The sequence below is a fragment of the Acidobacteriota bacterium genome, assembly GCA_028875725.1.
In the GTDB taxonomy this organism is placed as follows: Bacteria; Acidobacteriota; Thermoanaerobaculia; order Multivoradales; family Multivoraceae; genus Multivorans.
Window position 1 is genome coordinate 373,531 of record JAPPCR010000006.1, and the last position, 24,400, is coordinate 397,930.

The following is a 24,400-nucleotide window of genomic DNA, read 5'->3' on the forward strand; positions in this document are numbered from 1 at the left end:
GCTCGAGCCGTGACGTCCCAGGAATCTCCAAGCGTCAGCCAGCCGCCTGCGCGGCCGCTGTGGCGCCGGGCGCTCGGGCCTCGACTGCGGGCAGCCGGTCTCGCCCTGCCGCTCGTCGCGTTCGTCACCGTGACGTTCCTCGGCCCCATGCTCAGCCTGCTGACGAAGAGCTTCTACGATCCCGAGGTCGCCGACGCGCTGCCTGAGACAATGGCCGCGCTGCGCGACTGGGACGGCCAGGGCACTCCGTCGGATGAGGCGTTCGCAGCCGTCGCCCGCGAGTTCGTAGCGGCACGGCAGGAGCGCACCCTCGGGCGCACGGCGAACCGCGTGAACCGCGTCGTGAGCGGCATGCGCAGCACGATCATGGGTGGTTCGCGGGAGATGGTCGATGCGGCCGCGGCTGCGGAAGCGGCCGGGGTGGAGATGGACGGCGCGTTCTGGCGGGAGACGATGATCGGCATCGACTCGCGTTGGGGCGAACCCGAGCACTGGCGCGCGCTTCAGGCCGCCGGCCAGCGGCTGACGGCGCGCCACTACCTAAAGGCTCTCGACTTCGAGCGCGGTCCGGATGGCGGCTACCAGCGGGCGCCGGAGGTGTGGCGGATCTACGTGCCGCTGTTCTGGCGGACGTTCCTGGTCAGTCTGGGCGTCACCCTGCTGTGTCTGGTCATCGGCTATCCGGTGGCGCACATGATCGCCAACTCGCCGCCGAAGCGCGCCAACGTCCTGCTGCTGCTCGTCCTGCTGCCGTTCTGGACCTCGCTCCTCGTACGGACCACCTCGTGGATCGTGCTGCTCCAGAACCAGGGCATCGTGAACGACTTCCTGGTCGCGATCGGGCTGATCGGCGACGACGGTCGGATCGCGATGATCTACAACATGACGGGCACGTTCGTCGCGATGACGCACGTACTGCTGCCGTTCCTCGTGCTGCCCCTCTACTCGGTGATGCGGGCCATCCCGCCGGCCTATATGAACGCCGCGGTGTCGCTGGGGGCGACGCCGTTCCAGGCGCTGCGCCGCGTCTACTGGCCGCAGACGCTGCCGGGTGTCGGCGCCGGCTGCCTGCTCACCTTCATTCTGGCGATCGGCTACTACATCACTCCGGCTCTGGTCGGCGGCCAGAGCGGACAGCTGATCTCGAACATGATCGCCTACCACGTCCAGACCTCGCTCAACTGGGGTCTGGCGGCGGCGCTTGCGGCCCTGCTGCTGGGCGGCGTGACGCTGCTCTACGTGGTCTACGACCGCCTGGTCGGCATCGACCGGATCGGGCTCGGATGATGGCGGCCACGGCAGTCAGCCCCGGCTACCGGGTCGCCCGCTGGGGCTACCTCGCGTTCTGCGTCGCCGCTTTCGTCTTCCTGATCGCGCCGATCCTCGTCCTGGTGCCGCTCAGCTTCAACGCCGAGCCCTACTTCACGTTCACGGAGGGCATGCTGCGGTTCGACCCGGAGGCCTACTCGCTCCGCTGGTATCGCAGCATGTTCGACGGCGACGAGTGGACGCGCCCGCTCGCCAACAGCCTGATCATCGGCATCTCGGCGACCGTCGTCGCCACCGTGCTCGGGGCGGCCGCGGCGCTGGGCCTCGCCCATCCGGCGATGCCGGGCCGCAAGATCGTCACGGCGCTCCTCATCTCACCGATGATCACGCCGGTGATCATCGCCGGCGTCGGCATGTTCTTCTTCTACTCGAACCTCGGCCTGGCGCAGACCCACATCGGGATCATCCTCGCGCACGCCGTGTTCGGCGCGCCCTTCGTCGTGATCACGGTCAGCGCGACCCTGGCCGGCTTCGACTGGACAGTCATGCGCGCGGCCGCCAACCTGGGCGCGAACCCCCTCGTCGCCTTCCGCCGGGTGCAGTTGCCGCTCATCCTGCCGGGCGTCATCTCGGGCTCCCTGTTCGCCTTCGCGGCGTCCTTCGACGAACTCGTCATCGTCCTGTTCATGGGCGGCCTGGAGCAGCGCACCCTTCCGCGCCAGATGTGGTCCGGCATCCGCGAGGAGATCAGTCCGACGATCCTGGCCGTCGCCACGTTCCTGATCGTCTTCGCGCTGCTGGCGTTGAGCACGGTGGAGTGGTTGCGGCGAAGGGGAGCGCCTGGGGGGCAGAGGGCCGGTTGAAGTGAAGATCTGGCGATCCCTGGTTACTCGAAAGAGAATCGACGACCAGGGGCGCGGGCATGGGCCCGTCAGCGGCCGGATTCAACTGGACCGCCCGTTGGGGGCGGTGCTCAGGCGGCGCCTGGCGGACCGCTCAGCGGCACGCCCCTTGGCATTCGCTCGGGTCGTCGTGTGGGCTGCCGGCGTCTTCACGCTCTTCTCCGTCTGCTACTTCATGGTCCTGGTAGCCGGGGAGGCGGCTAACGGCTCGGTCGCAACGAGGTCGGTGCCTGAGGTGCATTTCCCGCCGCTAACCAGCGACGACTGATCGTCGTCGTCGACGACGACGCAGAGGTTGTCCGGCTCGCCTGCTCCCGTCGGTAGAGTCCAGGGTGGTGAGCGCCGACGACCATGGCATCACGCTGGAGGCAGTCGAAGAGACGCTTGCGCTGATCGCTCCTCACATCGTTGAAACGCCGGTCGTCGAGTGGTCGGGCCCCGAGATGCGGGCGATCCTGCCGGGGGGCAGCCGTGTCCACGCCAAGCTGGAGCTCTTTCAGCGCTCCGGTACGTTCAAGGCGCGAGGAGCGCTGTCGAACGTTCTGCGATTGAGCGCCGAACGGAAGCGGGCCGGCGTAACGGCCATGAGCGCGGGCAATCACGCGGTCGCCGTGGCGTATGCGGCGAAGGCGGCTGGGACCAGCGCGAAGGTCGTCATGCAGCGATCGGCCAATCCGGCGCGCGTCGACCTGGCCAGGGCGCTTGGCGCCGAGGTCCTGATGGCGGAGGATGGCCCGAGCGGATTCGAGATGGTGGCCGCGATCGCTGCCGCGGAGGGCCGGGCGACGATCCATCCATTCGACGGCGTGGCGACGGCCCTCGGCGCGGCGACGCTCGGTCTTGAGATGCATCGGCAACTGGGGGACCTCGACGTGCTCATCGTCGCCATCGGCGGCGGCGGTCTGGCCGGGGGCGTGTCGGCGATCACGAAGCGATTGAACCCCGAGTGCCTCGTGGTCGGCGTGGAACCCGTGGGCGCCGACGCCATGCACAGGAGCTTCCGGTCCGGCAGACCGGAGCGCCTCGAAGCCGTGGACACCATCGCGGACAGTCTGGCGCCGCCCATGACCGAACGGCTGCCCTTCACGCTCTGCAGAAGCAACGTGGATCGCCTCGCCCTGGTCACCGACCGCGAGTTGGCTCAGGCCATGGGGCTCATCTTCCGGGAACTGAAGCTCGCCGTGGAGCCGGCCTGCGCCGCCACCACCGCTTCCCTGCCGGGTCTCGCCGGGGAGCTTTCGGGCGCGCGTGTGGGGTTGATCTTCTGCGGGTCGAACATCGACCGGGATACGTACGATCGATACTGCGAGCTCGGCGGGGGTCGACTTCGTTCCTGATCAGCGCTCGCGCGTCACGGCGTCAGGTCGAGCGATACCGCCACAGCCCCGTGGCGGCCATGCTGTAGACGAACAGGACCACCGAAGCCGCCATGCCGGGGACCAGACCGGCCAAGGCGCCGTACACCTCGACGATCCAGCCGAGGATGACGGCGCCGATCAGTGGGGCGCCCAGCAGACCGATGCCGAAGACGGCCATGACGCGGCCGCGGGAAAGCGGTTCGGCGGCCTCCTGGACGATGGCGCGGGCCAGGGTGGTCGTGACGCCCATGTTGAGGCCCCAGGCGATGACCGCGGTGACGACCAGCCACCAGGCCGGTTCGACCCAGATGAGAAACAGGACGACGACCCGAGAGAGCTGGAACAGGACGAACCAGCGGCCAGGCTTCCGGAACGGCATGAACCGGAGCATGATCAGGTTCGAGACGACCGCGCCGGCGAAGAAGACGATCATGAGCAACGAGAGCAATTCCGCGTCGCCGTCGTAGACATCCCGGACGATGAAGGGAAAGACGGTCAGGAAGCCACCGGCGTTGAAGATGCTGGAGACGAAGTTGACCGTCATCGCGTCGAAGACCGGACGCTGGAGGTAGGAGGCGCGGAAGCCCTCGCGGATCTGGCGCCGGGCGGGCGCGGTGGGCCCGTCGTTGGCGGACTCGTGCGAGCCGATTCGCCGGATCCACAGCGCCGCTACGACCAGGCACAGGCACTGAACCAGCAAGACCTGCCGCAGACCGATGCGGTCGAGTTGACCGGCGGCGCCGATCCCGATCATCGTGGTGAACATCGTGATGGCCGTGGACGCGGTCACCGCCCGCTGCAGATCCCGGCCCGCGATGCGGCTCAGCACGGACTGCTGGGCCGGTCCGGAGAACGACAGCGCGGCGCTGATTCCGAGGCCCCACGCGGTTACGGTCCAGACGCTGAGCTCTCCGAGTTCGAGTACAAGAATCAGCGCGAGGGGTACGAGGGCCGCTGCACCGAACACCCGTGTCAGCGTTGTCCGGGCGTCCGTGCGGTCGGCGCTGGCGCCGCCCCAGAGCATGATGATCACGCCGGGAAGGCCGACGGCCGCCTGCAGCGGGCCGACCTGGCTGGCCGGCAGGGAAAGCGCGCTGATCAGCAGCCAGGGCAGCAGGAGCTGGTACATGCCCAGGCCGGAACTCGAGCAGGCGAGTGTCCCCATGTACGCTTGCAGGCCCGGTCGGTTCCAGAGACGGTTGGGCGGAGTTGGGGGGGAAGCGATGACGACTACCTCGGTTGGCGGTCGGACGGGATGGCGAAGGCTACACGCGGCCCTTTGGCGGCGCGCGGCGCGGGGCCTGTGGGTCGGTGTCGCCGCGACGGCCGCGGTGGGCGCCACGAGTTGTACGGTTTCTGCCCAGGAGCGGGTCGACTTCGCGGCGCTCCGCCGGCAGATGGTGCGCGACACGATCTCCGAACCCCGCGACGGCCGGCCGCCGGTGCTCGACGTGAGCGTGATCGACGCGATGGGGAAGGTCGAACGCCACCTGTTCGTGCCGGAGGAGATCCGCGAGTGGGCCTACCGCGACTCGCCGCTCGGGATCGGTTGGCAACAGACGATTTCCCAGCCCTACATCGTGGCGCTGATGACGGAGCTCGCCGAACCGGACCCGGAAGACAGGGTGCTCGAGATCGGCACCGGCTCGGGCTACCAGGCCGCGGTGCTGGCCGAGATCGTCGATCACGTCTACACGATCGAGATCGTGGAGCCACTCGGGCTACGGGCGGCGGCGGCGCTGGACGCGGCCGGGTACGAGAACGTGACGACCCGGATCGGCGACGGCTACCTGGGGTGGCCCGAGGAGGCGCCGTTCGACGCGATCGTCGTCACGGCGGCGCCGGACCACGTCCCGCAGCCCCTGGTCGATCAGTTGGCGACAGGCGGCCGGCTGGTGCTACCCGTGGGGCCCGATGGCGGCCGCCAGGAACTCCAGGTGCTGGAGAAGCAGGCGGACGGATCGGTGGAGCGGACCCGCGTGATCCCGGTGCGCTTCGTGCCGCTGACGCGAAGTCGCTAGCGGCTGCGACCGCGGCAACTACAGGGGCACTTCCTCGCCCTCGCCCTCGACGACGAGCCCCAGGGTCACGTCGCCGAGGGGAACAGCCAGCGTGGGCTGATCGAGGTCGTTCCAGAACATGGTGGCGCTCTCCGCGCCGTCGTAGTTCTGAAACAGGGCCATCGTCATCGGATGGGTGGCGCCCTCGATGATCGTGATGCTGGCTTCGACCAGGGGCTCCTGCTCCGGGAAGCCGTAGGGATCGAAACTGTCGAGAGCGACCGGGATAAGAATGACGAAGTCGCGGAACCAGGTCTGCCCGGTGTGGTCGCCGTCCGCCGGCTGCACGGCGTAGCGGAGGGTGTAGGTGCCGGCCGGCACGATCTGCTTCTTGTAGGTGCTCCAGTCGTCCGTCGTCCGCATCACGCCGACGAGTCCGCCGGGAGGCAGGGTCGGGTACTCGACCCCGAGTTCGGCCGAGGGGTCCTGCATCGGCAGGGCGGGCGGGAACCAGAAGTCGACGGGTTGACCCTCGTCCCGGACCACCCGGTAGCCGGCCGGATCGAGCAGCGGGGCCAGCCAGTCCGGCAGATCCGGCGGTAGCGCCTCCGTGCGCTCGAGCGCGGGATCGGCGGCAAGCGGCGCGGCGAGCAGCAGCGCGGCGAGCAGGAGCCCGACGAGCGGGAGCCGGGCGCTCCTCACTCGAAGTTGATCACGGGGAGAGACCGGAGCTTCGCCAGCACTTGAAAGTCCCTCACTCGAAGTTGATTAGGTAGTGCCGGAAGTTCTCGGGCCCGACCTCGTCCAGCATCTGCAGGAACAGCACGAGTGGCTCGATGTCGGCGTCCGTGATGTTGATCTCGCCGAACAGCGGGTCGACGCCTTCCTGTTCGCTGCCGGCGGCTTCGGCCAGCGCCATGTGGGCCCGGATCGCGTCTTCGAGCGTGGCGGCGCTGCCGTCGTTGAGGTACGGGTCCGTGCGGGAGAGGTTCCGCAGCGGCGGCGTCTTGAAGTCGCCCGCGCCGGTGCCGTGGAGCGCGTAGTCGGTGAAGGTCGGCGGCACGTGGCAGCGGACGCAGTTGCCGACCGATTCCACGTCGAAGGCGCGGAAGAACGTCTTGAAGCCCTCGTAGGCCACGTCGGTGAACCCCTCCGGCCGCCGGATCAGGTTCCGTCCTTCCTGGTTGAAGATCCGGCTCTCGATGCTCGCCGCGTAGTTCAGCATGTCCTCGCCGTCGTTCGGCTGCTTGCGGAACCGGTTCTGCTCGGCGAAGGCGTCCCAGCGCGCGGTCATCGTGTAGCTCAGGGTGCGGGTGTAGTCGGCCAGCGCGCGGGCGCCGGCGGCCGCCACCTCGGGCCGCGGCAGGGACTCCAGGTCCAGGCCGTAGACCTCCTGGAACTGGTCGAGATAGGGCACGCCCGAGATCGCGTTGTGGCCCTCGTTCAGCAGCACGTAGGCCGCGTTGTCCATCCCTGCGTCACGGTCCTCGTCGTTCCAGCCGTACTGCTTGCCGACCAGCTTGTCGAGGATCATGTCCTCCATCGAGTCGTATGCGCCATCCCAGCCGAACACCTCGGCGCGGGAAGCGTCGGCCAGGGTCTGCGCGTTGCGCTCGGTCGTCTCGCGGTTCGCGGTCAGGCTGGTCGGCGTGTGGTCGGCGTAGTAGCGCTCGGGCTTGCCGGGCACCGACTCGCCGATGGCGTGGCACACGGAGCAGGCGATCGCGAAGCCCGTGCCCTGGTTGTTGAACAGGAGTTCGGCGAACAGGTCGTTGCCGAGCTGCTGCAAGGCCGGTGACGGTTCCTCCTGGGCGGCCGCCGCGGCGCCGAACAGGAGAGTGGTTGCCATGGCGAGCGCCGCCGGACGCATCACGTTTCTTCGCTTCATCGTCGTCCTCCGTTGGTGTCGAGAATAAACGATCCGATCAGTGGCACACTAAGCCGCCATGGCGAGGGCGCGAACGGTTCCCTGGGCGGAACTCGACACGATCTTCTTCGACGCCGGCAACACCTTCCTGTCGATGGACTTCGACCGGGTCGCCGCCGTTGCGGCCAGTCTCGGCGTCGAGTGCTCGGGACGGCAGTTGGAACGTGCCGAGGCGGCAGCGCGGCCGGTGCTCTCGGCGGCCCTGGCCGAGCGGCGGACGACCGAGGGAGGCGGGGCCTTCCGTTTCTACCTGGGAGCAACTCTAGAGCGGCTGCCGGCATCCAGCCGGGACGGCGTCGAGCTGGAGGCCGCCGTCTCCGGGCTCGCGGAGCGGCTCTTCTCGCCCGGCCACAACGACCGGCTCTGGAACCGCAGGCTGCCGGGCCGGAGGGAAGCGCTCGAGCGGATCCGCGCGCTCGGCTATCGCATGGTGGTGGTGAGCAACTCGGACGGCAGCATGGCGCGGACCCTCACCCGGATCGGCATGGACCATCTATTCGACGGTCTCGTGGACTCGACGGTGGTGGGCTTCGAGAAGCCGGATCCCCGGATCTTCGAGGTTGCGCTCGATCTGGCCGGCGCGCGTCCGGAACGGACGCTGCATGTAGGCGACCTGTACGCCGCCGACGTGGTCGGCGCGTGGGCCGCCGGCGTTCACGCCGTCCTGCTCGACCCCTGGACTGACTGGCCGGAGATGGATTGCCCGAAGGTGACCGACCTGGACGAGCTGGCGTCGCTGTTGCCGGGGCCGCCGGGGCGCGCGTGAAGCCCGGGGACCTTCGCCGGCACCGCCATCGGTTCTACGAGGCGGCCGTCCAGAACGTGGAAGTGGACATCGACTTCGTCGAGCGGGTCTATCGCCGCCTCAACGGACGGCTTCCCGGAACCCTGCGGGAGGACTTCTGCGGCACCGCCTCGCTGGCGAGCGCGTTCGCCGCCCGCAGGCCCGACAACCGCGCCTGGGGTGTCGACCTCCACCGCCCGACGCTGGACTGGGGCTGGCGCAATCGGGTCGAGGCCAGATGCGTCGAGGACAGCGTGGAGCTCGAGTGCCGCGATGTCCGCCTCGCGCCCGGCCCGGCGGTCGACGTGCAGGTCGCGTTCAACTTCTCGTTCTTCCTGTTCCCGGGTCGGGGTGAGATGCTGGACTACTTCCGGGCGGCGAGGCGCTCGCTCGAGCCGGGAGGCCTGTTCGTGCTGGACGCCTTCGGTGGCACGGACTCGTTTCAGGCGACGACCGAGGACACGGAGATCGAGGCCTCGGTGGGCGTCGACGGGATCGCCTTGCCGGCCTTCACCTACAGTTGGGATCAGCTCGCCTTCAACGCCGTCGATCACTGGATGCGCTGCGCGATGCACTTCACGCCGGAGGGCGGGGAGAAGGTGCGCAACGTGTTCCGCTACGCGTGGCGGATGTGGACCCTGCCCGAGATCCGGGAGTTGCTCGCCGAGGCCGGCTTCGACGATGTCGAGGTGTACGGCGAGGGCTGGGATGCCGGCACCGGAGAAGGGAACGGCATCTTCCGGCGCCGCACGCGGATGGCGAACGAGGGCAGTTGGGTCGTCTACCTGGTGGCGCGCTACTGATCGCCGCGGGGTCCGGCGAGGCGCAGCCAGTCCTCGTCGCGGACATCTTTGGCCAGGGTCAGGCCGCCGTCGGAACCGACGAAGACCGGGTCCTTGACCACGCGCACGCGTCCACCGCCCAGTTCGCCGAGCGCATTCTGCAGCGCCGCGCCAAGGCCGCGGATCAGACCGGATCCGCCGGTCAGAATCACGTTGTTGCGGACTTGGGCCTGGTACTCGGGTTCGACGCGTGCGATCAGGTCGAGCATCGTCTCGCGCAGCGGCTCCAGGAGGCTCTCGCAGGCGGTGCGCATCGGTTCGGTGATGTCGATCCGGGTCGGTCTGCCGCTTACCGGCGCGTCGACGACGACCGGGCCGCCTCCGCCCACGAAGGAGTACTTCTCCTTCCACGCGCGAGCCATGTGGATCGACACGGAAGCGTCGGGGAAGCGCTCCTCGATGCGCGCGTGCAGGTGATGGTCGACGGCGTCGCCCGCGACGGTCAGGGTGCGCTGGTCGCCCTCGGTCGGAAAGCGGCCCATGAGAACGCACAGGTCCGTCGTGCCCGCGCCGATGTCGACGACCATCGTGTGGACCAGGGCGTCGAGGCCGTAGGCGACGGCGAACGGTTCCGAGACGATCATCGTGCTCTTGACCTGGCCGTCGAGGATGCGCCGCAGGTTCTGGCGGTTCACGCGGAGAGTCTCGGCCGGCACGCCGACGACGGCGTGGATCGCCGGCTTCGGATTCCGCCCCTCGGGGACGGCCAGTTCGAGTAGCCGGCGGACGATCTCGCGCACCGCCTGCTCGTCGCGGGCGGACCCTTCCTTGATCAGGCCCCGCTCAAGCGGTCGGCGCAGATCAAGCATCGGTCGCTTCTCCAGGGCCTCGATGCCCACGAGCACGTCGCGCTGGAGGACCTTCCGGGCCACCATGTCTCGCGGCCAGCCGACGTAGCTCCGTACCATGTGACGCTCGCCGTTCGCGGCGGAAATCGAACTGCGCGACGTCCCCAGGTCGATGCCCACCTTGAGCACCGGCGGCTCGGGCATGGCGGCGGTCAGCGTGGTCATCAGGAACCGGTGAGCTTAGCTTCGAGCAGCAGAGACTCGGCATAGCTCTGGATGCCCGCGTCCAGGGCTTCGGCGATCGACTGGAGGTAGCTCTCTTCACGCAGCCGCTCGATCTCTTTCGCGTCTGAGAGGCAGGAAACCTCGGCCAGTACGGCCGGCATCTCGGCTCCGATCAGGACCACGAAGGGCGCGGACTTGACGCCGCGGTTCCGCAGGTCGGGGTTCTCAGCCCGCAGGCGGCCGAAGAGCGACGCCTGAATCGCTGTCGCCAGCGCCCGACTGTCGTCCTGCCGAGCCTGGGCGTACACCCCGTTGAGCAAACGGCGCAAGTCGCCGAGGGAGTAGCCCTGTGCCTCCGAGTTCTCGCGCTCGGCAAGAGCGGAGAGTTCGGGATCGTCCGTGGGGCCGAGATAGTAGGTCTCGACGCCGCAGACCCTGTTCGCCGGCAGCCAGTTCACGTGGATTGAAACGAACACGTCGGCGCCCGCGCGGTTGGCGATCAGGGTGCGGTAGTCGAGGGCGACGTTCATGTCGGCCTCTCGGGTCATCGCGACCCGGTAGCGGTCGTCCAGCAGGTTGCGCAGCCGGTAAGCGATATCGAGGGCGAGGGCCTTCTCGGTCAGACCTTCGGCTGCCGTGCCGGGAGAGGAGCCGCCGTGGCCGGGGTCGAGCACGATTCGTTCTACGGGCAGCGGGAAGACGCTCGCGTCGACGGCTTCCGGCGGGCCGGTGAAGCGGATCTCGGGCGCCGCGTCCAGGCCTCCATCGGTTCCTGCTGCGGGCGGAGCGTCCGGCTCCGGGCGGTTCAGTTCCAGGTAGCCGAGGGTGGCGGCAGCCGCTACGGGAAGGAGCAGCAGGAGGCTCCATGCCGAGCCACTGCGCGGCCTGCGGACGCGTCCGGCGTCCGGCTTGTCGCCCGGGCCGAGCGTGCGGCGGCCCAGGTCCTCGTTGTCGCGCACAGCCGCTTCGATCAAGCCGCGTTTGAAGTCCGTGCCGGACATGAATCGACGCTACCTGATCGGTCCTCGGCCGGTGCCCCAGGGTTCCAGCGCCTCAAGTAGTCTCGCGTGTTGGTGCAGCCGATGAGCGTTCCCCGATACTCCAGGGCCGCGTTAGGCCAGCGCAGGGTCTGGCTGTCCCGGCTTCTAGCGGTCGGCGCGCTCGCGCTGGTGGGCTGTAGCGGGGTTCGGCCGCCGGAGCTCGAGGCGCCGGCGCCGGCCGGCTACGGCGATGATGCGCGTGCTCCGGAAACAGGGTTCGAGGCTGGTCCCGTCGAGGTGGAGTGGTGGACGGCGTTCGGCGATCCCCTGCTGTCCAGGTTGATCGTCGAGGGGCTGGAGCACAACTCCAGCCTCCGCGCCGCGGCTCTGAACGTCGATGTCGCGCTGGCTCAGGCCCGGCTTGACGGCGCGGCGCGCAACCCCGAGATCGAAGCGGCGCTCGATCCCGGGCGACGCAAGCAGAACACGGCGCAGAGCGGACTCACGGAAGCGATCCCGATTCCCATTCCCGGCTTCGAGCCCGGCGGCGTGCGGAGTTTCGCCTTCACGTCCTACGGTCTGGCGCTCAACGTTCGTTGGGAGGTCGACCTGTGGGACCGGCTCGGCGCACTGACCGCGGCTTCCCTGGCCGAGGCGGCCGCTTCTTCCGCCGACCTCGATGGCGCCCGGCTCTCGATCGCCGGCCAACTCGCGAAGGTGTACTTCGGGACGGTCGAGGCGGTGCAGCAGGTGGAACTGGCCGAGCGAACCCTGGCCAGCCGCGAACGGACGCGCGATCGCGTCGAGGCCCGCTACCGGCGCGGTGTCGCGGCGGCGCTGGAGGTGCGGCAGGCGCGAACCCAGGTCGCGACCGTGGAGGCCTCTCTGGCGGCGCAACGGCAGACGCTCGACGGATTGCGCCGGCAGATGGAGGTGCTGCTCGGCCGCTATCCCTCCGGTGAGATCGAGGCGGCCGCGGGGCTGCCCGCGCTTCCACCGCTGCCGGAAACCGGAGTGCCGGCCGCCCTGCTGGGGCGGCGCCCCGATCTGCGGGCGGCGGAGTATCGGGCGGTCGCCGCCTCGGAGCGGCTCCGCGCCGCCCATCGGGCGCTCTATCCGAGCTTCACGTTGAACGGGTCGGCGGGCACGTCCAGCGGCGAACTCCGGGACTTGCTGGACGGGGACTTCTCGGTCTGGAGTCTCGCCGCCGGCCTGCTCCAGCCCCTGCTGTCCGGAGGCCGCCTGCGCGCCGGCCGCGACCTGGTGGAAGCCGGACTGGGCGCGGCGGAAGCAAGCTGGCTGCAGACGGCGCTCCAGGCCTTCTCTGAGGTGGAGTCGGGCCTCGCGGCCGAACGGATGCTCGAGGCGCGAACGGCGGCGCTCGAGCGAGCCGCGATGGAGAGCCGGGAAGCGGAGCGTCTGGCGGAGGGCCGCTACCGGGAGGGACTCGTTGGCTACCTGCAGGTGCTCGACAGCCAGCGGACGTCGTTTCAGTCGGAGAGCCAGTTGCTCGCGGCCCGACGCCAGCAACTGGAGTCGCGGACGGACCTGATCCTGGCCCTGGGTGGTGGGGTTTACGCGGAGCCGGCCGCGCCAGCCGCGAGCGGGGGACCCTGATCGTGATGAAGTGGACCCTGCCGGCCGCGATTCTGGCGGTGGCCGCTCTGGTGGTTGTCGGTCTGGTCCGTTCCAGGCCGGTGGTCGAGACCGCGCCGCGCGAGATCGCGCCGCCGCCGGTCCGCGTCCTGACCGTTACGCCGACTGCAGTCGACCTGGGCGTTCGTTCCCAGGGCTCGGTCATTCCGGTGACCGAGGCCGACCTGGTCTCGGAGGTCGCGGGCACGATCGTCTGGACGGCGGAGAGTTTCGAGGTCGGCGGCTTCTTCGATGCCGGCGAGGTCCTGCTGCGGCTTGACCGGCGCGACTACGAACTCGCGGTGGCAAGCGCCCGGGCCGCGCTCGCGCAAGCGGGAGTCGGGCTGGCTCGGGAGCAGGCGGAGTCCGATGTCGCGCGCGAAGAGTGGGAGGAACTGGGAGCCGACGGTGAGCCGGGGCCCCTGGTGCTACGCCAGCCGCAGTTGGCTGAGGCGAGGGCGCAGGTGGAGGCTGCGCTCGCCAACAAGAGGCGCGCCGAATTGGATCTCGAGCGGACGGCGATCCGGGCGCCCTTCGCCGGCAGGCTGCGCGCGAAGAGGGTCGACCGCGGCGAGTTCGTGAACCGGGGCGTGCCGCTGGCCACGATCTACGCGGTGGACGCCGCCGAGGTCGTCCTGCCGGTACCCGACTCGGAGCTCGCTTTCCTCGACCTGCCGCTGGGCAGCGAGCTGGGCGACTCCGGGCCCCGGGTGCTGCTGCGAGCGCAGTTCGCCGGCGGCCGGCACGAGTGGGAGGGCCGGATCGTGCGCGTCGGCGGCGAGATCGACCCGGCGACCCGAATGGTGAACCTGATCGCGCGGGTGGACGATCCGTACCAGGCGTCCGGGGACCGGCCGCCACTGTCGGTGGGCCTGTTCGTGGACGCGGAAGTGGTCGGTCGATCGGTGGAGTCCGTGTTCCAGGTACCGCGCGAGGCGCTGGTGGGAGCGGACCGCTTGTGGCTGGTGGAGGACGGCAGGCTGGTCCTGCGTCAGGTCGGCATCCTGCGCGCGGACCCGGAGGTGGTGATCGTCTCGGACGGCCTGGCGGACGGGGACCGGATCAGCCTCACGATCCTCGAGAGTGCGGTCGACGGAATGCGGGTGACGCCGCAGCCGGAGCCTGACGGCCTCGGGACAGGCGGGAGCGGGCCATGAACGGGATGATCGCCTGGTTCGCCCGCAACGGGGTAGCGGCGAACCTGTTGATGGTGCTGATCGTGGCGTGGGGCGTGCTCGCCCTGACCGGAATCCCGATCGAGGTCTTTCCGAGCATGGAGACCCAGAGCATCACGGTGAACGTTCCCTACCTCGGCGCGGCGCCCGAGGAGGTCGAACAGGGCGTGTGCCTCCGGATCGAGGAGGCGGTACAGGACCTGGAGGGAGTCGACACGATCCGGTCCACGGCCGCCGAAGGTTCCGGCACGGTCGTCATCGAACTGGAAACGGACGCGGATACCCGCGAGGTGCTGGACGAGGTCAAGTCGCGGATCGACGCGATCACGACTTTTCCGGTGGAGACCGAGAAACCGATCATTCAGGAGGCGCTCATCCGGCGGCGGGTGATTACGGTCGCCATCTACGGTGACGTCGAGGAGAGGGCGCTCAAGGCGGTCGCGGAGGAGGTTCGGGAAGGGCTCTCCGACCTGCCGGACATCACCCAGGTCGAACTCGACGCGGTGCGGCCGTACGAGATCTCGATCGAGGTCTCCGAGGACACCCTGCGGCAGTACGGCCTGACCTTCGACGAGGTCGTACTCGCCGTCCGCCGTTCGTCGGTCGATCTCCCGGGCGGAGCGGTCCGGGCGCGCGGCGGCGAGATCCTCCTGCGCACGATGGGCCAGGCGTACCGCGGCGACGAGTTCAGCGACATCGTGCTGCGAGCCCGGCCCGATGGCAGCCGCCTGGTTCTCGGCGACATCGCAGAGGTGAGGGACGGCTTCGCCGAGACCGACGTGACGTCGCGGTTCGACGGGCAGCCGGTCGCCCTGGTGCAGGTCTACCGGGTCGGCGACCAGAGCGCGCTGCGACTTGCGCGCCAGGTCAAGGGCTTCGTCGCGGAACGCCAGGCTGCGTTGCCACCCGGCCTTTCGATGACGACCTGGCTCGATGACACGGTGCCGTTGCAGGACCGCTTGCGGGTGTTGATCGAAAGCGGTCGGCTTGGTCTGCTGCTCGTGTTCCTGGTGCTGGCGCTGTTCCTGAAGTTCCGGTTGGCGCTCTGGGTGTCCGTGGGCATCGCAGTGTCCTTCATGGGCGCTCTCGGCCTGCTGCCGCTGGTCGACGTCTCGATCAACGTGATGTCCCTGTTCGCGTTCATCCTCGTGCTCGGCATCGTCGTCGACGATGCGATCGTGGTCGGCGAGAACATCTATCGCCACTTCGAGATGGGCAAGTCCGGCCCGCGTGCGGCGATCGACGGCGCGCGTCAGGTGGCGACTCCCGTCACCTTCTCGATCCTCACCACGCTGGCGGCGTTCTCACCGCTGATCAACTCCGTTGAAGGCCCGTCGGGAGCGATCGCGAGGACGATCCCGCTGGTCGTCATCGGCTGCCTGGCATTCTCGCTGATCGAGTCCATGCTGGTGCTGCCGAACCACCTCTCCCACCTGACCCACCGGCACGAGGAAGGGAAGGGCGGACGCTCCCTCTGGGGCTGGGCCATGTTCCAGGGTTTCTTCGCCAACCGGATGAAGTGGGTGATCGAGCGCGGCTACCGGCCGCTGATCGAGCGGGCGATCGAGTGGCGATACTCCACGGTCGCGATCGGTCTGGCGGTTCTGTTCATCACCGGGGGCTACGTGTTCTCCGGTCGGATGAAGTTCGAGTTCTTCCCGGACGTCGAGGCCGACAACGCGGTCGTCCTGCTGACGATGCCGCAGGGGACGCCGGCCTCGACCACCCTGGCCGCCGTGCGCCGCATCGAAGCGTCCGCGTTCGAGCTGGAAGCCGAGTTGGAGGCCGAGGGTCACGCCGACCTGTTCCGCCACGTGATGGCGACGGTCGGGTCGCAGCCCTACGCCGCGCTCCAGCAGGCGAGCGGACCGACAGCCAACTTCGAGGTGGCGGTCGCGGCGCCGCACCAGGGCGAAGTGAACATCGAACTCGCGTCCTCCCAGGAGCGGACGATTCGAGCCACGGAGGTTGCCCGTCGCTGGCGCGACAAGGTGGGCCCGGTGGCCGACGCGGTCAGGGTCGAGTACACGGCCAGTCTGGTCAGCTTCGGGTCGGCCGTCGATGTCCAGCTCACCGGCCGGAACCTCGACCACCTGCGGGCGGTGGGCGAGGAGATCAAGGCGCGTCTCGCCGACTATCCGGGCGTGTTCGACATCTCGGATTCGTTCCGCGCCGGCAAGCGGGAGATCCGGCTGGAGCTCGACCGGCGGGCCGAATCGCTGGGCCTCAGCCTCGAGGATCTGGGCCGCCAGGTGCGCCAGGGCTTCTACGGTGCCGAGGCGCAGCGAATACAGCGAGGCCGCGACGACATACGAGTGATGGTGCGCTATCCGGCCGACGAGCGGGAGACGCTGGCGTCGCTCGAGGACATGCGGATCCGCACGCCGACCGGCGCCGAGGTCCCGTTCTCCTTCGCGGGCCGCGCCGAGTTCGGCCGCGGCTTCGCGACGATTCAGCGGATCGACCGGAGGCGGGTGCTGAACATCACGGCGGATGTGGATCCCGCGGTGGTGACGGCGAACGAAGTCGTCGGCGACATGGAAGCCAACGTGCTGCCCGCGATCCTGGCCGGCTATCCCGGCGTCGATTTCTCCTTCGCGGGCGAGCAGGAGGAGCAGCGTCAGACGTTCGAGGGCCTGTTCCGGGCGCTGGGCCTGGCGCTGATCGTCATCTACGCGCTGCTCGCGATCCCCTTCAAGTCCTACCTTCAGCCGCTGATCGTGATGAGCGCGATCCCGTTCGGCCTGATCGGAGCGGTGATCGGCCATCGGCTGATCGGCATCAACCTGACCATGCTGTCGCTGCTCGGACTGATCGCGCTGACCGGAGTCGTGGTCAACGACTCCCTGGTCATGGTCGACTTCATCAACCGGCGGCTCCAGATCGGCATGCCGGTCCACCAGGCGATCCACGATGCCGGCGCAGCTCGCTTCCGGCCGATCGTGCTGACCTCGCTGACCACGTTCGTGGGCCTGCTGCCCCTGCTGCTGGAACGGAGTTTCCAGGCCCAGTTCCTGGTCCCGATGGCGGTGTCGCTCGCCTTCGGGGTCCTGTTTGCGACCGCGATCACGCTGCTGCTCGTGCCGTCGCTCTACGCCATCCTGAACGACTTCCGTTCCCAACTGGCGATCCACGGCGCGAAGCCTCCGGCGGTCCCACCCGCGGGCGCCGAGCCTGCTGTAGGAGCCTGACATGTCCGCCGCTCGCACGACCCGGATCGCCGCGATCCTCGCCGTGGCCGCTCTCGGCCTCGCCTTCGCTGCCGAGCCCGCCAGCTACGACCTCGTCCTCGCCGGTGGCCGCGTGATGGACCCGGAGTCGGGTCTGGACGCCGTGATGGACGTCGGCATCTCCGACGGCACGGTCGAGGCGATCTCGGCGGAGAGCCTCGACGGGACGGAAGTCGTCGACGTCTCGGGCCACGTCGTGGCGCCGGGCTTCGTCGACCTCCACGCGCACGGCCAGGACCCGTTCAGCCGCGACCTGCAGGTACGGGACGGGGTGACCGCGGCCCTTGAACTCGAGGCCGGTGCGTACCCGGTCGACGAGTGGTACGAGGAACGGGAAGGCTCCTGGCGGATCCACTTCGGCGCTACGGCCGCCTATGGGGCCGCGCGGGTGCTGGCGTTCGGGGAGGACGAGCAGGCGGCGACCTACGAGGCGGCGAGCGCGCAGCAGATCGAGGCGATACAGGAGACCCTCAGGGACGGCCTGGCCGACGGCGCGCTCGGCATCGGTCTGCCGCTCCAGTACCAGCCGGGCGCGTCGAGGTCCGAGATCTTCCGCATGTTCCAGACCGCGGCCGAAGCGGGGGTGACCGTCTTCTCCCACATCCGCTACGCCGGTGTCGTGGAGCCGGAGAGTTCGATCGCCGCCGTCCAGGAGATGATCGCCGACGCGGCCGGCTCCGGCGCTTCGGTCCACATCGTCCATATCGGTTCGAGCGGGCTGGCGCAGATGCCGACCGTCATCGAGATGATCGACCGTGCGGCCGCCGGAGGCGTCGACGTGACGACCGAGATCTATCCCTACACCGCGGCCTCGACCGACATCCGCGCCGCGATCTTCGATCCCGGCTGGCGGGAACGGCTGGCAGCGGACTATGGCGACATCGAGTGGGTCGCAACCGGCGAGCGCCTGGACGAGGCCGGCTTCAACGAGCGAAGGGCCCTTCCCGTGTCCGAGGAGGCGACGATCATCGCGCACATCATTCCGGAGCAGGAACTCGGCGACGCAATTGCGCACCCCGCCGTGATGATCGCCAGCGACGGCGTCGGCTACATCGACGGCCGGGCTCATCCCCGCGGCGCCGGGACGTTCGCCCGCGTGCTCGGCCGCTACTCGCGCGACGAGGGGCGGCTCAGCCTGATGGAGGCGATCCGCAAGATGACCCTGGCGCCGGCCCGCCGGCTCGAGGACGTGGCGCCGGCGATGCGCAGGAAAGGCCGCCTGAGCGTCGGCGCCGACGCCGACATCACGGTGTTCGACCCGGAGACGGTGATCGACCGGGCGACCTTCGCCGAACCCGCGTTGCCCTCGGCGGGCATTCCGCACGTGCTCGTGGACGGCGTGTTCGTGGTCCGGGACGGCGAACTGGTCGAAGGCGCCCTTCCTGGCAGGGGTATTCGGTCGAGCGTCGTCGACGCGGACTGAGCTCAGCGCTCGAAGCGCGGCTCCCGCTTCTCCATGAACGCCCGCACGGCCTCCTTGTGGTCCGCCGTCCGTACCGAGCGGACCATCCCCTCCGCCTCGATGGCGAGCGACTCCCGCAGACTCCCGAGCACTGCCCGGTTCACGTTTCGCTTCATGTAGCCGAGCGCCGCCCGGGGTCCGTTGGCCAGCTCCAGCGCGAGCCCCCGCGCCTCCGCTGCCAGGTCGTCGAACGGCACGATCCGGTTGACGATTCCGAGACGGAGACACTCCTCGGCCGGAATGCGGCGGCCGGTCATCAGCAGTTCCTTCGCCACGGCGGGACCCACGAGGCGGGTCAGAAACCAGCTCGACCCGTAGTCGCCGGACAGTCCGATGCGCCGGAAGGCCGTGGTGACAAACGTGTCGTCGGCCATGACGCGGAGGTCCGCGGCGAGGGCGATGGAGAGGCCGGCGCCGGCCGCCGGTCCCGGCAGAGCGGCGACGATCGGCTTGTCCAGTTCCGCCATCCGCAACGTGAGCGACTCCTGCTTCTCGATCAGCGTGGCGACGGCTTCGTCGACCGTCGGCGGCGCCTTCGGCGCGCCACCGTCCTTCGCTCGGTTCGCCCCCATGCCGGAGACGTCGCCGCCGGCGCAGAACGCCCTGCCGGCGCCGGTCAGCAGGATCGCGCCGCAGCGCTCGTCCGCTTCGAGGGTCAGCAGGATGCTCCGGAGCGCCGGGGTCAGGGTGTCGCCCAGCGCGTTCCGCTTCTCCGGCTTGTTCAGCGTCACCGTGGCGACGGCGTCCTCCAGGTCGCACAGCAACTCGTTCGTGCCGGTGTCGAGACCTACCTTGTTCATACGGGGCGACCTCCTTCTGGACGGAGGCCGGAGTGTAGCGATCGCCTCGTGCCTTGACCTGCCGGCATGGTGCGGATACGTTTCGGACCATGCACCGAAACCGTACGCGATCCGATGACGATCCGTTCACGGATCGGGAGTCCAGCCTGCTCGGTTTCGAGGTCCTGACCAAGGCGGAGGCGATGGGGATTGTGGGGGGAAGCGCCGCCCTTCGTCTCGACAGCGGGGTCTGGGAGAACGCGTTGGAACGGATCCGTCAGGCGGGGATCGGGAAGCGCCTCAGGTGGGAGGCTCCGGAGGGGGGCCACGACCACGAGCACTTCGTCCGTCGGCTCGAACAACTGAGCGAAGCGCTCGAGGAATCGCCGGTACCGGCGACGGAAGGCCCGAAGCTCGACGCCATGTTGGGCCACGAGCTGCTCGCCAGGTTGCTCGCCGTCTCGGTGGTCAGTTTGCGCCGCTACCTTTCTGGCGCGCGCAGGATGCCGGACCGGGTGGCCGCGCGGCTGCACTACCTGGCGTTCGTGACTTTCCACGTTGCCGGCGGCTTCACCGACGAGGGTGTTCGGCTCTGGTTCGACAGGCCGCGCTATCAGCTCGACGGTGCTACGGCCGCGGAGCTTCTTGCCGGCGACTGGCAGCCCGACGAACCGGGGCCGCGCCGGGTTCGGGAACTCGCCCGCTGGCTCGATTCGTCGCCTGCGACGTGATCGCGTTCCGGCATGTTGCGCCGCTCCGGCCATTCCTCTGGACGGAACGCTCGCAGCCCGACGCACGCTGGCACGCAGAGGGTGAAGGCCCCGTGCAGTACCTGAGCGATACCCCGGACGGAGCCTGGGCGGAGTTCCTTCGCGCCGAGGGAATCTGTGATGTGGCGGACCTCCTGGTCGCGCGGCGGACGCTGTGGGCCGTCGATATCGGAACGGAGGAACTCGCGACGCCGCGGCTGCCGGTGGACGTTCTGACCGGAGGTCGCGAAACCTGGGAGGCTTGCCGCCAGGAGGCTCGCCGTCTGCGAGCGGCCGGCGCCACGGGTTTGAGGGCGCGATCCGCCGCACTCAGGCCGGGCATGGCGCGCGGCTCGAGGGTCGACGCCGGCAGACTGGTGCCCGGCGAGGAGCGCTCGGGCGACACGATCGTGCTGTTCGGCCCGCGGCCCGACCTGGTGGGCTGGCGCGCGGCCTTCCTGGGCCGGCCCGCCGAAGTCCTGCTCGAAGCCGTTCGTCACTTCGGGCCAAGCGCCTAGCGCCGGCGGCCGGCGCTAGCTCGGACCACGCCGGCGCCGGCACCGACGCGGCAGGTGTGGATCTCGGGCCGCCGGCCGAAGCGGCGCTCGAAGGCCGCCGCGGTGCGCTCGCGTACATGGCCGGCGGCGGCTTCGCTGGTGATCGCGGTCACGCAACCGCCGAAGCCGGCGCCGGTGAGACGGGCGCCGTAACAGCCTTCGGCGCCGGCGGCGGCTTCCTGGAGCACGTCGAGTTCCTCGATGCTGACGTCGTAGTCGTTGCGGGAGCTGCCGTGGGACTGGGCCATCAGGTCGCCGAGCGCGCGCAGGTCGCCTTGCCGCAGCGCTTCGGCGCCATCCAGGACCCGGCGGCACTCGGTGACGACGTGGCGGGCGCGGCGGTCGAGCGGCGGTTCGAGCATGTGTCGCAGGCGGTCGAGGTCGGCGGGTTCCAGGTCGCGGAGCGTGGAGAGCTCCGGCAGATGGGGCCGCAGCAGGTCCGCGGCGCGGAAGCACTCGGACTTGCGGTCGTTGAAACCGGTGCCGGAGGCGAGGGCGCGGCGGACGCCGGTGTCCGCGACCAGGAAGACGAGGTCTTCGGGGGTCGGGATCAGCTCGTGCTGGAGCGATCGGCAGTCGAGCAGCAGGGCGTGTCCTTCGCGGCCTTGCACCGAGGCGAACTGGTCCATGATGCCGGACTGGACGCCGACGTACTCGTTCTCGACCTGCCGGCCGATGCCCGCGCGTTCGATGCCGTCCAGTTCGAAGCCGGCGAGTTGCTCCCAGGCGACGAGGAACGCCATCTCGACGGCCGCCGAGGAACTGACACCGGCTCCGATCGGCAGATCGCCTCCGAAGACGGCTTCGATCGGCGGTACCTCGATCCCGCGCCGGCCGAGGGCCCAGGCCAGCCCCTGCGGATAGTCGACCCAGGAGGCCTGTCCGCCGCGCTCCGAGACGGGTGGCGCGGGCTCCACGGCGTCGAAGGCGGTCTTCTCGGCGAGATCGAGGGCCGCGAGCCGGGTTTCCTTGCCGCGCGCCCGTCGCGCCGCGACCCACACTGCGCGGTCGATCGCCGCCGGCAGCACCCAGCCCTCGCTGTAGTCGACGTGGGCACCCAGCAGGTTGGCCCTGCCGGGCGCGCGGGCGATGACGTCGGGCTCGGCCCCGAAGCGATCGCGGAACGCGTCGACGAGATCGCCGACCTTCATGCGGGAGTCTCTTCCGTCAGGCCAGGAGGTGGTACATGTCGGTGCGGCGCTTCGCCGGGTCGTCGTTCCAGTCGCCGTAGACCTCCCAGCACGGACCGGCGAGGGCGAGGTCCTGCTCGGCGCACCATCGGTGGATCGCCTGGTGGACGCCGGGGATCTCGCTGTAGTCGCCGTGGAGCACGGCGTGGGCGCACCGGCCTGCCGGCGTCGCCGAGCGGACGAGGCCGTCCGCCGCCTCGGTCGAGGCGGGCACCTGGACGCCCACGTCGACTTCCATCCGGTCGCCGCTGACGTCGCGGTAGAACCAGACGTTCTGACCGGCGCCCTCGACGCCGTGGTCCCGCACGAAGGCGCCGACCCGCTCCATCAGGGGCAGGAGCTTGGCGGGAACCTCGGTGAACGTGGCGCTGGTGCGCGCCGCCAGCAGGGGCTGCTCCTCGACGGTGACGATAGTGATGTCGGTCACTTGGTGTTCTCCTCGGGCGCGCGCGGTTGATCAGGTCGCCCCGGAGGCTAGATCGCGCCTGCCTTGCGATCAAGAGTCGAGAATGGCCGCCGCTCGCAGCAGAAGGTCCTGCGACTCTCGCAGGCCGCCCTCGCGGCTGGTGGCGAGCCAGATGTCGGGGAGGTCGCCGGCGATGTCGCGGAGGTCGGCGCCGAGGGCGGCGCGAACCTTCGGTGGGAGCTGGTGGGCCCGCAGGCCGCGTCCGGCGGCGAGGCGTGCGACACCCAACTGGCAGCACCACATCATCATCCGGCAGGTCCAGTCCAGCGCGGCATGGTTCGGATCGCTCTCGACCCGGTTCAACCGGTCCCTGGAGGCGGCCAGCCGGGCGTACGTCCGCTGCAACGTGCCGATGCTGAGCCGCCGGAAGCGCCGGTGGGTGAGGTCGTCGTCGATGAACCGGAGGAGATAGAAGAGAGCGGTGCCGTTGATCACCGGGCCGCCGCAGTCGAGGTCGATGGCGCCGAGGTCGATGACGGTGCGAGCCACGGTCTCATCCCCGTCGTAGACGAGCCGGACAGCGTGGTCGAGCCAGGCCTCCTCGGTCCGCTCGGGGCCGCTAGCTGTTTCTCGCGCCGCATCAACGGACCAGGCGAAACCGGCGCCGATGGAAAGCGGTAGCTCGGCGATGACTGGCGGCTGCAGGTGTCCGTGGTCGCCCCAGTCGGTGATGAGAAAGCCCTGAGCGCCGGCCTTCGAACCGGCCGTTGCGGCGAGGGCCAGGTTGCCGACGGCGTTCTGCAGCCGGCCGCCGAAGCTGTGCCAACTGCTGGTGCCCGGGCACACCCAGAACTCTCTACCCGAGGTGGCCAGCCGGGCGCACTGGTCCTCGAAAGGGTGACTCGCGTCGTAACCCCAGCACAGCGCGACCGCGTCTGCGGGGACGCGGTCGATCACCTCGGGGTGTTCGAGGATGATGTCGCCCCAGAACAGCATCTGCCGGTCGCGCTCCGTGGCGAGACCGTGGACCTGGCGCAGGAAGTCCAGGTACACGGCCGGTTTGCCCCGTTCCTCGCACGCCTCGGCCGAGCGCCCACGGCCCAGGTCGAACGTCTCGTCCAGGCCGACGTTGAAGCGCCGGCTGCCGAACTGGGGCAGCAGTTCGTCGTAGAGACCCACGAGGAGATCGAGGACCCGCGGGTCGGTGGCGCACAGGCTGAACGGCTCCGGGTCGATGGAGAAGGGGTGCTGGAAGCCCTCGGGCACTTCTGCCAGCGGCCGGTACCGGTCGTGGATCAGCCAGCGGTGGAAGTGGCCGAAGCTGTTCTGGTTTGGCGTCAGTTCGATGAACCGCTCCCGGCACCAGGCGTCGAGCTCCCGGATCTCGCCGGCGGTGAACGGCGAGGCATCGCGCCAGACCTCCTCGTGATCCGCGTAGGCGTAGGTGTGTTCGACGTAGAGCTGGAGGTGGTTGATCTTCCAGTCCGCGAGCCGGTCGACGAGTCGTTCGAGGTACTCCATCCGCGGCACGCGGTTCCTGCTGACGTCGAGCATCGCGCCGCGGATGGGGAAGTCCGGTCGGTCCTCGATGTCTGTGGCCGGCACCTCGAAGCCGGCGGCTGCCGGCCGACCGCGCGAGGCGAGCCACTGCTTCAGGGTGGTGGCCGCCCGGAACACGCCAGTCGGCGTCGCGGCCTGGATGGTGATGCCGTCCGGGTCTGTGCGCAGGTGATAGCTCTCGTCGGTCGGAAGGTCGACACGCGAGGCTCCCTCGGCGCCCGGCGAGTCGACCGTGACCCGGCAGGCGACGCCGGCGCCGGAGCCGTTCCCGGCACCCGCGGGGAGGAGCTGGTGCCCCGTGGTTGCCAGAGCGCGCCGCAGGCCCGCGAGCGCGAACTCGAGTTCCTCCGAGGCCTCCGCCGGTTCTGCCCCCGCCGCGGTCACATGGAGCGGAACGGGCGAGCCCGGCGGCAGGACCAGGGGATCGGCGGCGTCAGGGACCTCGACCCGCCGCGGCGGCGGCCAGAGACTCACGGGCCGGCGGTCTAGCAGCCCGTGGAAGAAGTCGCGCTGCATTCGAGCGGCCATGCATCCCGCCCAGCGTCGTTGCTCCTCGGTCGAATACGGCCCGGTATGCTCCCT

General features: G+C 69.6%; 22 protein-coding genes. 13 read left to right on the top strand and 9 right to left on the bottom strand.

Going from position 1 to position 24,400, the window contains the following annotated elements; genetic code table 11:
- Positions 1-9: 9 nt before the first annotated feature.
- The 4 genes from OXI49_03510 (at position 10) to OXI49_03525 (ending at position 3,508) form a co-directional block, all read left to right on the top strand.
- The gene (locus tag OXI49_03510) at positions 10-1,287 is read left to right on the top strand and encodes an ABC transporter permease (protein ID MDE2689554.1); all 1,278 of its coding nucleotides are present in this window, start codon (positions 10-12) and stop codon (positions 1,285-1,287) included.
- The gene (locus OXI49_03515; protein MDE2689555.1) at positions 1,287-2,132 is read left to right on the top strand and encodes an ABC transporter permease; all 846 of its coding nucleotides are present in this window, start codon (positions 1,287-1,289) and stop codon (positions 2,130-2,132) included. The genes OXI49_03510 and OXI49_03515 overlap by 1 nt, the downstream gene beginning before the upstream one ends.
- Positions 2,133-2,280: 148 nt before the next feature.
- Positions 2,281-2,439, top strand: a complete 159-nt coding sequence (locus OXI49_03520; GenBank protein MDE2689556.1) for a hypothetical protein — start codon at positions 2,281-2,283, stop codon at positions 2,437-2,439.
- A 67-nt stretch (positions 2,440-2,506) separates the two neighbouring features.
- Complete coding sequence (locus tag OXI49_03525) at positions 2,507-3,508, top strand: pyridoxal-phosphate dependent enzyme (GenBank protein MDE2689557.1); 1,002 nt, start codon at positions 2,507-2,509, stop codon at positions 3,506-3,508.
- Between the two features lie 22 nt (positions 3,509-3,530).
- On the opposite strand, the gene OXI49_03530 is transcribed toward OXI49_03525, so the two are convergent.
- On the bottom strand, positions 3,531-4,871 hold the full coding sequence (locus tag OXI49_03530) for an MFS transporter (GenBank protein MDE2689558.1): 1,341 nt from the start codon (positions 4,869-4,871) through the stop codon (positions 3,531-3,533).
- 55 nt (positions 4,872-4,926) lie between these two features.
- On the opposite strand from OXI49_03530, the gene OXI49_03535 reads away from it, so the two are divergent.
- Complete coding sequence (locus OXI49_03535) at positions 4,927-5,550, top strand: protein-L-isoaspartate(D-aspartate) O-methyltransferase (protein MDE2689559.1); 624 nt, start codon at positions 4,927-4,929, stop codon at positions 5,548-5,550.
- 18 nt (positions 5,551-5,568) lie between these two features.
- Here OXI49_03535 and OXI49_03540 read toward each other — a convergent pair whose 3' ends face one another.
- Together OXI49_03540 and OXI49_03545 are read right to left on the bottom strand one after the other, a co-directional pair.
- A complete protein-coding gene (locus OXI49_03540) occupies positions 5,569-6,231 on the bottom strand; it encodes a hypothetical protein (GenBank protein ID MDE2689560.1) in 663 nt (220 codons plus the stop codon).
- Positions 6,232-6,283: 52 nt separating this feature from the next.
- The gene (locus OXI49_03545) at positions 6,284-7,417 is read right to left on the bottom strand and encodes a hypothetical protein (protein ID MDE2689561.1); all 1,134 of its coding nucleotides are present in this window, start codon (positions 7,415-7,417) and stop codon (positions 6,284-6,286) included.
- Between the two features lie 58 nt (positions 7,418-7,475).
- Here OXI49_03545 and OXI49_03550 point away from each other — a divergent pair, with 58 nt between their 5' ends.
- The gene (locus OXI49_03550) at positions 7,476-8,222 is read left to right on the top strand and encodes an HAD family hydrolase (protein ID MDE2689562.1); all 747 of its coding nucleotides are present in this window, start codon (positions 7,476-7,478) and stop codon (positions 8,220-8,222) included.
- Positions 8,219-9,043: a methyltransferase domain-containing protein gene (locus OXI49_03555; protein MDE2689563.1), complete on the top strand. Its 825-nt coding sequence runs from the start codon at positions 8,219-8,221 to the stop codon at positions 9,041-9,043. Before OXI49_03550 ends, OXI49_03555 begins: the two co-directional genes overlap by 4 nt.
- Here the strand turns inward: OXI49_03555 and OXI49_03560 are convergent.
- Positions 9,037-10,095 (bottom strand): rod shape-determining protein, encoded by a 1,059-nt coding sequence (locus OXI49_03560; protein MDE2689564.1) that lies wholly within the window; start codon positions 10,093-10,095, stop codon positions 9,037-9,039. The genes OXI49_03555 and OXI49_03560 overlap by 7 nt on opposite strands.
- Complete coding sequence (locus tag OXI49_03565) at positions 10,095-11,096, bottom strand: N-acetylmuramoyl-L-alanine amidase (protein ID MDE2689565.1); 1,002 nt, start codon at positions 11,094-11,096, stop codon at positions 10,095-10,097. The genes OXI49_03560 and OXI49_03565 overlap by 1 nt, the downstream gene beginning before the upstream one ends.
- An 81-nt stretch (positions 11,097-11,177) precedes the next feature.
- On the opposite strand from OXI49_03565, the gene OXI49_03570 reads away from it, so the two are divergent.
- Genes OXI49_03570 through OXI49_03585 form a run of 4 tightly spaced genes read left to right on the top strand, consistent with a single transcriptional unit; the run spans position 11,178 to position 18,538 of the window.
- The gene (locus OXI49_03570; GenBank protein ID MDE2689566.1) at positions 11,178-12,692 is read left to right on the top strand and encodes an efflux transporter outer membrane subunit; all 1,515 of its coding nucleotides are present in this window, start codon (positions 11,178-11,180) and stop codon (positions 12,690-12,692) included.
- A 5-nt stretch (positions 12,693-12,697) separates the two neighbouring features.
- Positions 12,698-13,867, top strand: a complete 1,170-nt coding sequence (locus OXI49_03575; protein MDE2689567.1) for an efflux RND transporter periplasmic adaptor subunit — start codon at positions 12,698-12,700, stop codon at positions 13,865-13,867.
- Positions 13,864-17,076, top strand: a complete 3,213-nt coding sequence (locus OXI49_03580; GenBank protein MDE2689568.1) for an efflux RND transporter permease subunit — start codon at positions 13,864-13,866, stop codon at positions 17,074-17,076. The genes OXI49_03575 and OXI49_03580 overlap by 4 nt, the downstream gene beginning before the upstream one ends.
- 1 nt (position 17,077) lies before the next feature.
- A complete protein-coding gene (locus OXI49_03585) occupies positions 17,078-18,538 on the top strand; it encodes an amidohydrolase family protein (protein ID MDE2689569.1) in 1,461 nt (486 codons plus the stop codon).
- A 2-nt stretch (positions 18,539-18,540) separates the two neighbouring features.
- On the opposite strand, the gene OXI49_03590 is transcribed toward OXI49_03585, so the two are convergent.
- Positions 18,541-19,377, bottom strand: a complete 837-nt coding sequence (locus OXI49_03590) for an enoyl-CoA hydratase-related protein (GenBank protein MDE2689570.1) — start codon at positions 19,375-19,377, stop codon at positions 18,541-18,543.
- A gap of 89 nt (positions 19,378-19,466) precedes the next feature.
- Here OXI49_03590 and OXI49_03595 point away from each other — a divergent pair, with 89 nt between their 5' ends.
- Together OXI49_03595 and OXI49_03600 are read left to right on the top strand one after the other, a co-directional pair.
- On the top strand, positions 19,467-20,087 hold the full coding sequence (locus OXI49_03595) for a hypothetical protein (GenBank protein ID MDE2689571.1): 621 nt from the start codon (positions 19,467-19,469) through the stop codon (positions 20,085-20,087).
- A gap of 92 nt (positions 20,088-20,179) precedes the next feature.
- A complete protein-coding gene (locus tag OXI49_03600; protein ID MDE2689572.1) occupies positions 20,180-20,623 on the top strand; it encodes a hypothetical protein in 444 nt (147 codons plus the stop codon).
- On the opposite strand, the gene galK is transcribed toward OXI49_03600, so the two are convergent.
- The 3 genes from galK to OXI49_03615 all read right to left on the bottom strand — a co-directional run bounded on the left by galK (position 20,620) and on the right by OXI49_03615 (position 24,346).
- Positions 20,620-21,813 (bottom strand): galactokinase, encoded by a 1,194-nt coding sequence (galK, locus tag OXI49_03605; GenBank protein ID MDE2689573.1) that lies wholly within the window; start codon positions 21,811-21,813, stop codon positions 20,620-20,622. The two genes, OXI49_03600 and galK, sit on opposite strands and share 4 nt — an antisense overlap.
- A 16-nt stretch (positions 21,814-21,829) precedes the next feature.
- The gene (locus tag OXI49_03610; GenBank protein ID MDE2689574.1) at positions 21,830-22,279 is read right to left on the bottom strand and encodes a GyrI-like domain-containing protein; all 450 of its coding nucleotides are present in this window, start codon (positions 22,277-22,279) and stop codon (positions 21,830-21,832) included.
- Between the two features lie 69 nt (positions 22,280-22,348).
- Complete coding sequence (locus tag OXI49_03615; protein MDE2689575.1) at positions 22,349-24,346, bottom strand: family 20 glycosylhydrolase; 1,998 nt, start codon at positions 24,344-24,346, stop codon at positions 22,349-22,351.
- Between the last annotated feature and the right edge of the window lie 54 nt (positions 24,347-24,400).

Excerpts from the sequence above, each read along its gene's own strand:
- OXI49_03615 (MDE2689575.1), bottom strand. The coding sequence starts at position 24,346 with ATGGCCGCTCGAATGCAGCGCGACTTCTTCCACGGGCTGCTAGACCGC.
- galK (MDE2689573.1), bottom strand. The coding sequence starts at position 21,813 with ATGAAGGTCGGCGATCTCGTCGACGCGTTCCGCGATCGCTTCGGGGCC.
- OXI49_03545 (MDE2689561.1), bottom strand. The coding sequence starts at position 7,417 with ATGAAGCGAAGAAACGTGATGCGTCCGGCGGCGCTCGCCATGGCAACC.
- OXI49_03595 (MDE2689571.1), top strand. The coding sequence starts at position 19,467 with ATGCACCGAAACCGTACGCGATCCGATGACGATCCGTTCACGGATCGG.
- OXI49_03590 (MDE2689570.1), bottom strand. The coding sequence starts at position 19,377 with ATGAACAAGGTAGGTCTCGACACCGGCACGAACGAGTTGCTGTGCGAC.
- OXI49_03570 (MDE2689566.1), top strand. The coding sequence starts at position 11,178 with ATGAGCGTTCCCCGATACTCCAGGGCCGCGTTAGGCCAGCGCAGGGTC.
- OXI49_03560 (MDE2689564.1), bottom strand. The coding sequence starts at position 10,095 with ATGACCACGCTGACCGCCGCCATGCCCGAGCCGCCGGTGCTCAAGGTG.
- OXI49_03565 (MDE2689565.1), bottom strand. The coding sequence starts at position 11,096 with ATGTCCGGCACGGACTTCAAACGCGGCTTGATCGAAGCGGCTGTGCGC.
- OXI49_03535 (MDE2689559.1), top strand. The coding sequence starts at position 4,927 with ATGGTGCGCGACACGATCTCCGAACCCCGCGACGGCCGGCCGCCGGTG.
- OXI49_03575 (MDE2689567.1), top strand. The coding sequence starts at position 12,698 with ATGAAGTGGACCCTGCCGGCCGCGATTCTGGCGGTGGCCGCTCTGGTG.
- OXI49_03580 (MDE2689568.1), top strand. The coding sequence starts at position 13,864 with ATGAACGGGATGATCGCCTGGTTCGCCCGCAACGGGGTAGCGGCGAAC.
- OXI49_03585 (MDE2689569.1), top strand. The coding sequence starts at position 17,078 with ATGTCCGCCGCTCGCACGACCCGGATCGCCGCGATCCTCGCCGTGGCC.
- OXI49_03515 (MDE2689555.1), top strand. The coding sequence starts at position 1,287 with ATGGCGGCCACGGCAGTCAGCCCCGGCTACCGGGTCGCCCGCTGGGGC.
- OXI49_03550 (MDE2689562.1), top strand. The coding sequence starts at position 7,476 with ATGGCGAGGGCGCGAACGGTTCCCTGGGCGGAACTCGACACGATCTTC.